Annotated in this window: 10 protein-coding genes and 2 tRNA genes; 7 read left to right on the plus strand and 5 right to left on the minus strand. The window is 69.7% G+C overall.

Translation table 11 applies throughout. The annotated features are described in order from the left end of the window. Nucleotides 1–35: 35 nt before the first annotated feature. The 3 genes from EV659_RS01465 to EV659_RS01475 all read right to left on the minus strand — a co-directional run bounded on the left by EV659_RS01465 (nt 36) and on the right by EV659_RS01475 (nt 2,050). Nucleotides 36–121: transfer RNA gene (locus tag EV659_RS01465), tRNA-Leu, on the minus strand. 188 nt (nt 122–309) lie between these two features. Beyond that, complete coding sequence (locus tag EV659_RS01470; RefSeq protein WP_132706793.1) at nt 310–1,929, minus strand: NAD(P)H-hydrate dehydratase; 1,620 nt, start codon at nt 1,927–1,929, stop codon at nt 310–312. A 44-nt stretch (nt 1,930–1,973) separates the two neighbouring features. After that, nucleotides 1,974–2,050: transfer RNA gene (locus EV659_RS01475), tRNA-His, on the minus strand. A 277-nt stretch (nt 2,051–2,327) separates the two neighbouring features. Here EV659_RS01475 and EV659_RS01480 point away from each other — a divergent pair. From EV659_RS01480 to EV659_RS01510, 7 genes are all read left to right on the plus strand, one after another. Beyond that, nucleotides 2,328–2,666, plus strand: a complete 339-nt coding sequence (locus EV659_RS01480; protein WP_132706795.1) for a P-II family nitrogen regulator — start codon at nt 2,328–2,330, stop codon at nt 2,664–2,666. A 117-nt stretch (nt 2,667–2,783) separates the two neighbouring features. Continuing rightward, nucleotides 2,784–4,208 (plus strand): type I glutamate--ammonia ligase, encoded by a 1,425-nt coding sequence (gene glnA / locus EV659_RS01485; RefSeq protein WP_132706797.1) that lies wholly within the window; start codon nt 2,784–2,786, stop codon nt 4,206–4,208. 981 nt (nt 4,209–5,189) lie between these two features. After that, nucleotides 5,190–5,771, plus strand: coding sequence for a hypothetical protein (locus EV659_RS01490; protein ID WP_132706799.1), 582 nt, complete (start codon nt 5,190–5,192; stop codon nt 5,769–5,771). Nucleotides 5,772–5,862: 91 nt separating this feature from the next. After that, nucleotides 5,863–7,836 carry a DNA topoisomerase IV subunit B gene (gene parE, locus EV659_RS01495; RefSeq protein WP_132706800.1) on the plus strand — a complete coding sequence of 658 codons (1,974 nt, stop codon included), beginning with the start codon at nt 5,863–5,865 and terminating at the stop codon, nt 7,834–7,836. Between the two features lie 81 nt (nt 7,837–7,917). Further along, complete coding sequence (locus EV659_RS01500) at nt 7,918–8,448, plus strand: flavodoxin family protein (RefSeq protein WP_132706802.1); 531 nt, start codon at nt 7,918–7,920, stop codon at nt 8,446–8,448. A 201-nt stretch (nt 8,449–8,649) separates the two neighbouring features. Continuing rightward, nucleotides 8,650–10,782: a DEAD/DEAH box helicase gene (locus tag EV659_RS01505; protein ID WP_132706803.1), complete on the plus strand. Its 2,133-nt coding sequence runs from the start codon at nt 8,650–8,652 to the stop codon at nt 10,780–10,782. Between the two features lie 28 nt (nt 10,783–10,810). Beyond that, nucleotides 10,811–11,596, plus strand: coding sequence for an enoyl-CoA hydratase-related protein (locus tag EV659_RS01510; RefSeq protein ID WP_132706805.1), 786 nt, complete (start codon nt 10,811–10,813; stop codon nt 11,594–11,596). 121 nt (nt 11,597–11,717) lie between these two features. On the opposite strand, the gene EV659_RS01515 is transcribed toward EV659_RS01510, so the two are convergent. Both EV659_RS01515 and EV659_RS01520 read right to left on the minus strand, forming a co-directional pair. Beyond that, nucleotides 11,718–12,032 carry a 2Fe-2S iron-sulfur cluster-binding protein gene (locus EV659_RS01515; RefSeq protein WP_132706807.1) on the minus strand — a complete coding sequence of 105 codons (315 nt, stop codon included), beginning with the start codon at nt 12,030–12,032 and terminating at the stop codon, nt 11,718–11,720. A gap of 48 nt (nt 12,033–12,080) precedes the next feature. Further along, entirely contained in the window at nt 12,081–13,271 is a 1,191-nt protein-coding gene (locus tag EV659_RS01520) for a cysteine desulfurase family protein (protein WP_132706809.1), read from the minus strand. Nucleotides 13,272–13,273 lie beyond the last annotated feature (2 nt).

Here is a 13,273-nt window from a genome sequence, read left to right on the forward strand (position 1 = left end):
CGGCCGCAGGGGGTGAAGTCACCTCGACAAGCGCTTGGTGCGGGCGGAGGGATTTGAACCCCCACGTCACGAGGACACTGGTACCTAAAACCAGCGCGTCTACCAATTCCGCCACGCCCGCCCGGTGCGAAGTCTGCATCGCCGTGCCCTGTCGCGGGCTCGACACTCAACTGCTTTCGGCGGTGTGACCGCAAAACCGACCCATTGCAAGACCAAAATGGGCGCCGAAAGCCGGCGGACCCTATCGCAGCGTCGGCGCCTTGAAAACCCCGAACCCGTCGCCCGCGCCCGGCGTCTGCACACCGCGACTCAGATCGGCCCGCCGGGCCAGCCCTGGCGCACCCCGGGCAAGGCATCGACAAGGTCGCCGGCGATCAGGCCGTGACCGGCGCGGTGGGCGGCAAGACGCTGCATACGCACCGCGACGCCGGCCGCCGCCATGGGCGCCAGACCGCGCGCCAGAAGCCCGGCGATCAGGCCGGCGAGCACGTCGCCCGACCCGGCGGTGGCCAGGCGCGGCAGGGCCTCGCTGTCGACCACGGCGACGCCATCGGGGCCGGCGATCACGGTGTCCGCACCCTTGAGCAAGACCACCGCCCCGGTGCGTGCCGCCGCCGTCCGCGCCCGGTCCACCTTGGTCGCCTCGGCGGCGCCGTCGGCGCCGAACAGCCGGCCGAACTCGCCCTCGTGGGGGGTCAGCACCAGCGGGCCACACACCGCCCGCGCCAGGGCGCCCACATCGCCCGCAAAGGCGGTCAACGCACCGGCGTCGAGCACCAGCGGCCGGCCGAGCGCCAGCAGCCGCAACGCCCGCCCGCGCGTCGCCGCGTCGGCCGGCGCGCCCGGCCCGAATACCAGCGCGGCCTTGCGCGGGTCGTCCAGGAATGCATCGAGGGCGGCATCGTCGGCCACCGGCGCCACCATCACCTCGGCCAAGGCCGCGGCCTGGATGGCATAGCCGTCTTCCGGCGTCGCCAGACTGACCAGCCCGGCCCCCGCGCGCAGCGCCGCCAGCGCCGCCAGTCGCCCAGCGCCGAGCCCCGGCGCCGCGCCGCCCACCACCACCGCATGGCCCTGGGCGTATTTGTGGTCGGTGGGGTCGGCTGCAGGCCAGGCGGCGCGCCACAGATCGGCATGATTGTCGGCCAGCGGCTCAGCCTCGGCCGCGAGCGCCGCCGGGTCGAGCCCGATCGGCCGACAAATCAGCCGACCGGCGAGCCGCGCCCCCGGAAACAGCCGATGGCCGGGCTTCAGCCGCTCGAAGGTCACGGTGGCGGCGGCCTCGACCGCCACGCCGCGGACCCGGCCCGTGGCCCCGTCGACGCCCGACGGCATGTCGACCGCCAAGACCGGCACGCCGGCGGCGTTGACCGCGCGCACCACCGCCGCCACGACGCCGTCGAGGGGCCGCGACAGACCGGCGCCGAACAGCGCGTCGATCACCAGATCGACCCGGTCGAGCGCAGCGAGCGTGGCATCGGCGTCGAGCGCCATCACCGGCCCCGACCATTGCTGTGCCGCCCAGGCCGCATCGCCCGACAGCGACGCGCGCGCGCCCAACAGCGCCACCTGGACCCGGTGCCCGGCCCGAGCCAGGCGGGCCGCAGCCACGAAGCCGTCGCCGCCGTTATTGCCCGGGCCGGCCAGCACCAGCACGTCGCCGGCCGCGCCATCGCGCCGCCGCTCGCAAAGCGCCGCGCGCGCCGCCTCGGCGACCGCGGCGCCGGCACGGTCCATGAGCACCACGCCCGGCGTACCCGCAGCGATGGTCGCACGGTCGACGGCGGCCATGCGCGCGGGCGCGACCAACAAGTGAGGCAACAAGTCGACCGACAGCGCTTCCGAGCCGCCGTCGGCGGTCGCAAGCGACCGATACCGCCGGCCCTGGACGGTCTGGAACGATCGGGGGTCTGAAGGCGTTCCGGTCATCATGGCCCGTCGGAGTTGGCTCCTGGGTCGGCCACCGGGTGCGATGGGGCGAGCGAGGGGACTTGAACCCCCAACCTCTGGTACCACAAACCAGCGCTCTAACCGGTTGAGCTACGCCCGCCGCAAGGTGAGCCGGCATATGTCATGCAGGCGCGCCGGCGTCAAGCACCCAAAACGCCGACGGCGCCGACATCCGCTGCCTGATCGTCATTTGACCACGGCGCCTAAAGTTTGGGCAAGGTCCGACATCGGAGCCCTGCCCCGGTTCGCCGGGGCGGCGCCGCGGCCGGGCCTTTCGTCGGCCCGGGGCGTCTGGCATGGTCCTTGCCGATAGCACAGCAAAGGCGCCGGCCCCGGCGCTGACCACCGGGCGTCCCTGCCGGGCGATGGGAGACACCATGAAGAAAATCGAAGCCGTCATTAAGCCGTTCAAGCTCGACGAGGTGAAGGAGTCGCTCCACGATGTGGGCGTCACCGGCATCACGGTCGTCGAGGCCAAGGGCTTCGGCCGCCAGAAAGGCCATACGGAACTGTATCGCGGGGCCGAATATGTGGTCGACTTCGTGCCCAAGGTGAAGCTGGAGATCGTCGTCGACGACGACACCGTCGAGCAGGCGGTCGAAGCGATTCAGCACGCCGCGCGCACCGGCCGCATCGGCGACGGTAAGATCTTCGTCAGCCCGGTGGAGAACGTGATTCGCATCCGCACCGGCGAGACCGGCGTCGACGCCGTCTGACCCGACACCATCTGGGCGCGGCGAGCGCGGCCTGCATCCCGTGGCTGCCGACCGCCCGCGCCCGCCCCTTCCCCTGCCACCGGTTCCGGTGGCGCAAGACCGATGGAGAGACACCCCATGCCCAAATACACCGATCTGGACGGCGACGCGCTGCTCAAGCTGGTCAAGGACGAGGATTTCGACTGGATCGACCTGCGCTTCACCGACCCGCGCGGCAAGTGGCAACATCTGACCATGCTGGCCGAAGCGGTCGACGCCGACGATCTGGACGAAGGCTTCATGTTCGACGGCTCGTCGATCCAGGGCTGGAAGACCATCAACGAGTCCGACATGATCCTGAAGCCGGACTTGAGCCATGTGACCGTCGACCCGTTCGCCGCCCAGCCGACGCTGGTGGTGTTCTGCGACATCCTGGAGCCGACCACCGGCCAGGCTTATGAGCGCGATCCGCGCTCGACCGCCCGGCGCGCCGAGGAGTATCTGAAGTTCTCCGGCATCGGCGACACCGCGTTTATCGGCCCCGAGCCCGAATTCTTCGTGTTCGACGATGTGCGCTTCAAGGTCGGCTATGACGGCGCCATGTACGCCATCGACGACATCGAAGGCCCCTACAACTCCGCCAAGGAATACGAAGACGGCAACCCGGGCCACCGCCCGCGGGCCAAGGGCGGCTATTTCCCCGTGCCGCCGGTTGATTCGGCCAATGACCTGCGCGGCGAGATGGTCACCATGATGCGCGACATGGGGCTGGTGATGGACAAGCACCACCATGAGGTGGGCGCGTCGCAGCACGAGTTGGGCATGCAGTTGGGCACGCTGACCGCCACCGCCGACAAGGTGCAGATCTACAAATATGTGGTCCACCAAGTCGCCCACAGCTTCGGCAAGACCGCCACCTTCATGCCCAAGCCGGTGGCCGCCGACAATGGCTCGGGCATGCACGTGCACCAGTCGATCTGGCGCGACGGCAAGCCGTTGTTCGCCGGCTCGGGCTATGCCGATCTGAGCGAAACCGCGCTCTATTACATCGGCGGCATCATCAAGCACGCGCGCGCCATCAACGCGTTCACCAACCCCTCGACCAACAGCTACAAGCGCCTGACGCCGGGCTTCGAGGCGCCGGTGCTGCTGGCCTATTCCAGCCGCAACCGCTCGGCCTCGTGTCGGATTCCCTATGGCGCCGGCGCCAAGGCCAAGCGCGTCGAGGTGCGCTTCCCCGACGCGGTCGCCAACCCCTATCTGGCGTTCGCCGCCATGTTGATGGCCGGCATCGACGGCATCGAGAACAAGATCCATCCCGGCGACCCGATGGACAAGGATCTCTACGCCCTGCCGCCCGAGGAATTGACCGGGGTACCCACCGTCGCGCGGTCGCTGCGCGAGGCACTCGAAGCGCTGCAGACCGACAACGACTTCCTCAAGAAGGGCGACGTGTTCACCCAGGATCAGATCGACGCCTACATTCACCTCAAGTTTGAGGAAGTGGAACGGTTCGAGTTGACCCCGCACCCGGTGGAATTCGACCTCTATTACAGCGCCTGACCGACGCTCAGGCACAGAAACCTGCCCCGTCCCGGCCCGCCAAGGCGCTGCCGGGACGGGCGTTCCCGCGCCCCCACCCGCACAGCGCCGCCCGCGGCTTCGATGGCACGCCAGGCCCCGACCTCTGACGGTTTGGGTGATGTTTGTGTGCCCGCAATCGATTGCAGCCCCGTTGTCGCCATTTCTTCGCTTGATTGTGCGGCGCAAAGTTAGCTAATCGCAAAATCATGCCCGGTCCGGTGGACCGTGCGGCAATCCGGCCAGACCGTTTTGGGGAGGGTCGCCTTGGCCGGCATGTGTCGTATTGACCCGGATCATCCGTGTGGGCTGCCCTGCGTCTGGCCGACTTCGCGCCGCGGCTGACCTGGCCGAACCAACGGTCGGCGGCCGAAACCGAGCCTGAAAAGGGAGCGGCGCGGCGGGGGGCGGAGCAAACGGGGCGCCCGCTGACCGGACAAGGCTGGCGTTTCGCTTGCGGGCCGGGCCCAGCGGCTGACGCCAGGACAAATCCCGGCGGCTGACGTCCGGACAAAAAAAGACCGGGCACAAGGCCCGGCCAGTTCATCCTTTGGGGAGGATCGCCTCGCGATGAGGCGGTCTTTATATTGCATCGCAGCAAAGCCGTTTGCAATGGCAAAATGGCGCACTGCCACATTCCGCCGACACCGTGCCCGCCCTGGCGGTCCGCCGCGACAGAGCGCCGCGGCGGCGGCGGTGGCGGACCACAACCACCCAGCGGATCGAAAAGACCCCACGGCCTCCGCCCACAGCCCCTCCTTGCCGCACCCTCGCGCCCATCCTGCGCCATCGCCCGTCTCTGCGCCCGCACGGACGGACGGCCGAGCGACCACCCAACTGCCCGCGCGGGCGTCACAATCCCGCCTTTGCCGGCAAAAAGCCGGCTCGTCCACGTCTTGTTAAATTCTGGCCGGTTAACCTATAAGCCTTCTTGTCGTATCCGTTTGAAGGCGTGGTATTGTGATGACCGACTGGGCGAACCGAGCCGCAACATGGGCGGCCGCGGCCGATTGGGCCGCCGATCCGCCGCCCCCGGCTGCGAGCGTCGATTATGGGGCACTTCCTGACCTGGAAACCCGGCTTGTGGAGGCGAACGTCAACCCCGAGACCTATTTGGCGACCGACTATCTGAACCATTTCAACCAGATCACCATGGTGCTGGATTTGTCGGCCGCCGACCGATCCCTGCTCGACGAAGCCGGCGACTGGGCGCCCAAGTCGTACCACCAGCATTTTTATGATAGTGGTTTTAAAGAAACCGCTCTAATCAACTGGGCCTTCGACCATGCGCCACTGTCGGTGCGGGAGTTGTTCGACCCGGCCGTGGTCACTCTCGACCATTATATCGAGGAGGCGCTGTGGGAGGCGCGCAACCCCGCCTGCCCCGCCGACATCATCGCCGACCGGGTGGCGCTGATCAACGCGCAGATCGGTCTGCTCTACGCCATCATCAACGGCCGCAAGGCGATGGCCCAGGACGCGGTGGACGGCAATTTCGACGCCGGGTCGGCCAGCCAGGACGATATCGACAGCCTGTTCGATTGACGCCATCCTGGGCGCGGCGTAATCCAGGCTCCCGGCCGCTGCCCGCGCCCATCGGGCCGCGCCGTCCACCGTTTCGAGGACCCGAGCGCCCATGTCCGACCTGTTTTCCACGCCCACGCCCGACGACTATTCCGCCAAGGATATCGATGTCCTGGAGGGGTTGGAGCCGGTGCGCAAGCGCCCGGGCATGTATATCGGCGGCACCGACGCCAACGCCCTGCACCATCTGGTGGCCGAAGTGCTGGACAACGCCATGGACGAGGCGGTGGCCGGCCACGCCAGCCGCATCGAGGTGGCACTCGACGCCGAAGGCCAGGTCACGGTCAGCGACAATGGCCGCGGTATCCCGGTCGATCCGCACCCGAAATATCCCGACAAATCCGCCCTTGAGGTGATTCTCACCACCCTGCACTCGGGCGGCAAGTTCAAGGCCGGCGCCTATGCCACCTCGGGCGGCCTACACGGCGTCGGCATCTCGGTGGTCAACGCGCTGAGCGAGACGCTGGAGGTGGAGGTCGCCCGCGACCGCAAGCTCTACGCCCAACGCTTCACCCGCGGCCGGGTCGAAGGCCCGATCGAAGACCGCGGCGCGGTGCAGAACCGGCGCGGCACGACGATCCGGTTCCGCCCCGACGCCCAGATTTTCGGTGCCGAAGCCCGGTTCTCGCCGGCGCGCCTTTATGCGCTGTGCCGCTCCAAGGCCTATCTGTTCCGCGGCGTCCAGATCCGCTGGCGCTGCGCGGGCGACCTGCTCGGCGATGCCAAGGCGCCGCCCGCCGAGGCCGAGCTGCACTTCCCCGGCGGCCTGGCCGACTATCTCGAAGAGGCGCTGGCCGGCCGGACCACGGCGACCGGCGAACTGTTCGCCGGCCAGGCCCAGTTCCCAGACAATAAGGGCCGGGTGGAATGGGCGATCGCCTGGCCCGAGTTCGGCGAGGGCTTCGCGCACACCTATTGCAACACCGTGCCCACGCCCCAGGGCGGCACTCACGAGGCCGGGCTGCGCATGGCCTTGCTCAAGGGCCTGCGCGCCTATGGCGACCTGACCGGCACCAAGAAGGCCGCCCAGTTGGTCAGCGAGGATGTGACCGGCGGCGCGGCGGTGATGCTGTCGCTGTTCATCCCCGAGCCGCAATTCCAGGGCCAGACCAAGGAAAAGCTCGCCACGCCCGACGCCAACCGGCTGGTCGACCAGGCGCTGCGCGACCCGTTCGACCACTGGCTGACCGAGGCGCCCGATCGCGGCAAGGCGCTGCTCGGCTGGGCGCTCGACCGGCTCGACGAACGCCAGCGCCGGCGCGAGGAACGCGAGGTCAAGCGCAAGACCGCCACCTCCAAGCGCCGCCTGCGCCTGCCCGGCAAACTCGCCGACTGCGCCCGCGCCGGCTCGGCGGGCACCGAAATCTTCATCGTCGAGGGCGACAGCGCCGGCGGCTCGGCCAAGCAGGCGCGCGACCGGGCGACCCAGGCGGTGCTGCCGATCCGCGGCAAGATCCTCAACGTCGCCAGCGCCAGCGCCGCCAAGATCGCCCAGAATCAGGAGGTCTCGGACCTGATCCAGGCGCTCGGCTGCGGCACCCGCGACCGCTTCGCGCTCGACGATCTGCGCTACGAAAAGGTCGTGATCATGTGCGACGCCGACGTGGACGGCGCCCACATCGCCACCTTGTTGATGACCTTCTTCTTCCAGGAGATGGCCGGCCTGGTGCGCGCCGGCCGGCTGTTCCTGGCCCAACCGCCGCTCTACCGGCTCGCCAAGGGGCCGACGGTCGCCTATGCGCGCGACGACGCCCACCGCGAGGAATTGCTGGCCAGCGTGTTCAAGGGCCAGTCCAAGGTCGAGGCGTCGCGGTTCAAGGGCCTTGGCGAGATGCCGCCGGCGCAACTGCGCGAAACCACCATGGCGCCGCATAGCCGGACGCTGTTGCGCGTCACCCTGCCCGAAGACCCCGGCGACGTGCGCAGCACCGCCGCCCAGGTGGACCGGCTGATGGGCCGCAAGCCCGAAGCGCGCTTCGACTTCATCCGCGACAATGCCGATCTGGTGGACAGCCTGGACATTTGACCTGCCTCAATGTGCCCCGGACACCGCCGGCGCCATGCTCGCCCCTCGCTTGAAAGGGATCGCAAGGGCCCCGGGGCTCAGATGGCCAAAACCGCACTGATCGTCTATTTCACCATGACCGGCGAGACCGGGCTTCTGGCCCGCAGGCTCGGCGTCGCGCTCGACGCGGCGGTGGAACGGATCGAGCCGCGCGGCCCGGCCCCCGACCAACCGGGCCTGGGGCTCGCCACCCGGCTGCGCACGCGGGCCGAGGCGATCGTCGGCCTGCGCCAGCCGATCCGGCCGGTGCGCCTGAGCCCCGCCGACTATGGTCTGGTGCTGATCGGCTGTCCCGCGGTGCTCGGCCGCGTGCCCTCGCCGGTGCGCCAATGGCTGAGCGACCATGGCGAGGACCTGCCGCCCGCCGTCGGCTTTTTCGCCAGCACCGGCGGACCCCGGCCCGAGGCCATGTTCGCCGATCTGGCCCGGCACGCCAACCGCCCGCCCTTGGCCACGCTCGCGGTGCCGCGCGCCTGTCAGGGCAGCGAGCGCGAGGACGCGCTGATGATCGGATTCGTCAAGGAACTGCTGCCCGCCCTGCCGCTTTTGCGCCAGCAGCGGGTCATGGTCTGAAAATGCCACCGTGCGCCGTTGACAGCGGCGACTTTACCCCTATGCTGCCCCCGGACATCGCGGACGGCGCCGAGACGCCGCCCGCCCGTATTGCCGTTCGGCCGGCCCTGCGTGACAAGAAGGGCGCCGGCGGGTCCGGCGGCCTTTCTGGGTGACGCCTTCGTGCGGCGGCAACCCCTCTGGGTGAGAACAAGGAGCCCCATGGCCAGCGACGCCAGTGCTAATAGTTTCGAGCATCTCGGGCTGAGTGCCGACCTGCTGAAAGCGGTTACCGAAGCCGGCTACGAAACGCCGACACCGATCCAGCGCCAAGCGATCCCGGCGGTTCTCCAAGGTCGGGATGTGCTCGGCATCGCCCAGACCGGTACCGGCAAGACCGCGTCCTTTGTGTTGCCCATGCTCGACGTGCTCGCCCAGGGGCGGACCAAGGCGCGCATGCCGCGCTCGCTGATCATCGAGCCGACGCGCGAGCTCGCCGCCCAAGTGGCCGATAATTTCGAGATTTATGGCAAGCACCACAAGCTGTCGATGGCACTGCTGATCGGCGGCGTGTCGTTCGCCGACCAGGAAGCCAAGCTCGAACGCGGCGTCGACGTGTTGATCGCCACCCCGGGCCGCCTGCTCGACCATTTCGAGCGCGGCAAGCTGATGCTCAACGGCGTCTCCATCTTCGTGGTCGACGAAGCCGACCGGATGATGGACATGGGCTTCATCCCGGATGTGGAGCGGATCTTCAAGCTGCTGCCGTCGAAAAGCCAGACGCTGTTCTTCTCGGCGACCATGCCCAAGGCGATCAAGCGCCTGACCGACCAGTTCCTGAACGACCCCAAGACCATCGAAGTCTCGCCGCCGGCCAGTGCCGCCGAAACCGTCGAGCAACGGCTGGTCATGGTGTCGCCGCGCAACAAGATGAAGGCGCTCAAGACGGCGCTCGGCGAGCCCGACGTGGCCACCGCCATCGTGTTCTGCAACCGCAAACGCGACGTGGACACGGTGACCAAGGGGCTCAAACGCGACGGCCACCCGGTGGGCCAACTCCATGGTGACATGTCGCAGCCCGAGCGTATGGACACGCTCCAGTCGCTGAAAGACGACACGATCTCGGTGCTGGTGGCCAGCGATGTGGCGGCGCGCGGGCTCGACATCGCCGCCGTTAGCCATGTGATCAATTTCGACGTGCCGCACAACAGCGACGACTATGTGCACCGCATCGGTCGCACCGGCCGCGCCGGGCGCAGCGGCATCGCGATCACCATCGCAACCCCCGACGACCAGCGCGGCGTCGACGATATCCGCAAGGCGCTCGGCGTGGCGCTCGACCCCGTCAAGCTGCCGGGCGTGCCCGCTGCCCGCCTGCCAAGCGACGCCACCGGCGAGCCGGCGACCGACGCCAAGGACGACGAGGCGACGACCGGGGCCGCCGAAGCCAAGCCGACCCGGCGCCGCCGACGGCCCAAATCCCGCGACGGCGACACCGCCGCTGCGACCGGGGAAACCCCGGCCGCCAAGACCGACGCGGCACCGGCCAGCAGCGCCAAGGCTGACGCGGCGAGCGCGCCGCAGCCGGCCCGTGAGCGCGACACCCGCAGCCGGTCGAGCGATGCCCGCCGCAGCGATCAATCCCGCAGCGACAGCACCCGCGACGACGGCGGGCGCAACGGGCGCGGGCGTCGCGGCGGACGCGACGACGACCGGCCGGTGGTCGGCCTCGGCGACCATGTGCCGGCCTTCTTGCTGCGCCCGGTGCCCAAACGGCCCAAGACCACCGCCGCCGACGAGGCCGACCTGGCCGAAGCCGACGCGCTCGTCGACGATGACGAGGATCTGGACAGCACCGAAACCGACGCGCCCAAGACCAAGAAGGCCCCGGCGCGCAAACGGACCACCAGCCGCCGGACCCGCGCCAAGGCCAGCCCCGAGACCGCAGACGCCCCCGACACGACGGCGACCGAGACCAGCCCGCAAGCGGACAGCGCCCCCGATACCGGCGCCGAGACCGCCCCCGATACCGCTACCGACGCCGCCGCGACCGATGCCACGGCGGCAGACAGCGGCGATGCGGACAAGCCCAAGAAAGCGCCCCGCAAACGGACCCGGCGGCCCGCCAAGGCCAAGACCGACCCCGGCACCGCCGCCAACGCTGACGCCAAGGCGACCGACGCCGGCGACGCCGGTGCCCCGTCCGAGGCCGGTCCCGCGCCCGGCCCCAATCCGGGCCCAGACAGCCCCGCCGAGCCGACCGGCAACGCGGCACCGTCGGTGGCCGATCCGGTGAGCGAACCGGGGGCCGACGCCGACCAGCCGGCACCGTCGGACAGTCCCGCCACGTCCTGATCCCCATCACCGCCGCGGGAGAGCGCCCATGACCGCCGAGCCATTGATCTATGAGTGTCAAGACAAGGTGGCGGTCATCACGCTCAACCGGCCCGAGGCGCTCAACGCCCTGACCGTCGAGTTGCTCGACGCGCTGGCGTCGGCCCTCGACCGGGCCGGCGAGGAGGCGCGCGCGGTGCTGTTGACCGGCGCCGGGCGCGGCTTCTGCTCGGGCGCCGACCTCGCCGCCCAGCAGCAGCGCATGATGCAGCCCGACCGCGACCTGGGCGCGCTGCTTGATGATCACTATCACCCGGTGCTGCGCAAGCTGCGCAACCTGCCCTGCCCGGTGGTCGCCGCGGTCAATGGTGCTGCCGCCGGCGCGGGCATGAGCGTCGCCCTGTCGGCCGACATCGTGCTCGCCGCGCGCTCGGCCTATTTCCTGCAAGCCTTTGTCAATATCGGCCTGGTCCCCGACGCCGGGTCGAGCTATCTGCTGCCGCGTCTGGTGGGCCAGGCGCGCGCCACCGCCATGATGATGCTGGGCGAAAAGGTGCCGGCCGAGACCGCCGCGCAGTGGGGCATGATCTACAAGGTGGTCGACGACGCCGCGCTGATGGACGAGGCGCACAACGTGGCGACCCGGCTGGCCGGGGGCGCGCCCATGGCGCTCGACCGCATCCGCCAACTCGCTCAGGCCGCCCCCGACAGCGGCTTCGAAGACCAGATCGCCATGGAAGCCAATCTGCAACGCGAAGCGGGCCGCACCCACGACTTCCTAGAAGGCGTCACCGCGTTCATGCAAAAGCGCCCGGCCGCGTTCAAGGGTCAGTAAGCGCCCACGCCACCCCTACATCCGCCACACCACCCCTCAGCGGTCCAGCGCCCAGCCCCGGGTCCTGGCGATCCTGCCCCCGATCATCGTCATCGGCGGCCGGGCGGCGGCGGGGTCGCGCTCAGCAGGGGCCGAGGCGCGCTTCGAGACCGTCGAGCGCCTCGGTGACGACGATCTGGCAGCCGAGCCGCGAGCCCGGCTCCACATCGGGCGCCAGCGCCAGCATATCCAGTTCCTCGTCGCTCGGCGGCGGCACGGCGTCGATCCAGGCGTCGCCCAGGATCACGTGACAGGTGGCGCAGGCCATCTGCCCGCCGCACGTGCCTTCCATGTCGACGCCCTCGAAATGCGCCAGCTTGAGCAAGGTGATGCCCGGCGGCGCGTCGACCGTGCGCCGCTCCGCCCCGTCGGGTGAGATGAAGGTGATTTGGACCATGGCGGGATACCACTCGAAGACAGGAACGCCGAACCGGCGCGGCCCCTTCTAGACCGCCGCCGGCACCGCCGTGTCAAGCCCGCCCAGGCTGTGCACCGTGCGCACCAGGGTCTGTGCCGCCCGGTCGACCTCGTCGGCCGTGGTGAAGCGCCCGAAGCCGATGCGCAGCGACGCCCGGATCGCCGCCTCGTCCAGGCCGATGGCGCGCAGCACATAGGACGACCCCTCGGCGGCCGAGGCGCACGCCGCCCCCGACGACACCGCCAGACCGCGCAGCCGCGCCAACAGCAGGTCCCCGTCGAGCCCCGGGAACGACAGGTTGAGATTGCCGCGATAGCGCCGCGCCCAGCCGCCGTTGAGCCGCACTCCGCCCAGGTCGGCGCGCACATGGGCCAGAAAACGTTCGGCCAGGGCGGCGATGCGCGCTTCGTCCGCGTCACCGTCGGCAGCGGCGATCGCGGCGGCGGCGCCGAGGCCCACCGCCAGCGGCGCGGCCACGGTGCCCGAGCGAAGCCCGTGTTCCTGGCCGCCGCCCGACATCTGCGGCGTCACCACCACCTCGGGCGCGCGCCGCTTGTAAAGCGCGCCGATGCCCTTCGGCCCATAGATCTTGTGGCCCGACAGGCTGAGGAAATCGACGCTCTGCGCGGTCACGTCGAGCGCGACCTTGCCGAACGCCTGAGCCGCATCGGTGTGGAACAAGACACCCGCCGCCCGGCACAGAGCGCCGATCTCGGCCAGCGGCTGGATGGTGCCGATCTCGTTATTGACCGCCATGATCGACACCAGCGCGGTGCGCGGGGTCAAAAGGCCCGCCAACTGCTCCAGGTCGATCAGCCCGTCGGCGTCCACCGGCAGCACGTCCACGCGCCAACCGCGCGCCTCCACCGTGCGCAGGGATTCGAGCACGCATTTATGCTCGGTCGCGGCGGTAATCATATGGTTCTTGGTCGGCCCGAGCGCGTCGGCGACGCCTTTGATGACCAGATTATTGGCCTCGGTGGCGCCCGAGGTGAAGGTGATCTCGTGCGCCGCCGCACCGATCAGGTCGGCGACCTGGCGCCGCGCGCGCTCGACCCCCGCCTCGGCCTCCCAGCCATAGCGGTGGGTGCTTGAATGCGGGTTGCCGAACCGGCCCTCGAAATAGGGCCGCATGGCCTCGACCACGCGCTGGTCCACCGGCGTGGTCGCCTGATAATCCAGATAAATCGGCGTGCGCGCCGTCGGTCGCTCGGTCATGG

Source organism: Rhodothalassium salexigens DSM 2132 (assembly GCF_004341375.1).
GTDB classification, from domain to species: domain Bacteria; phylum Pseudomonadota; class Alphaproteobacteria; order Sphingomonadales; family Rhodothalassiaceae; genus Rhodothalassium; species Rhodothalassium salexigens.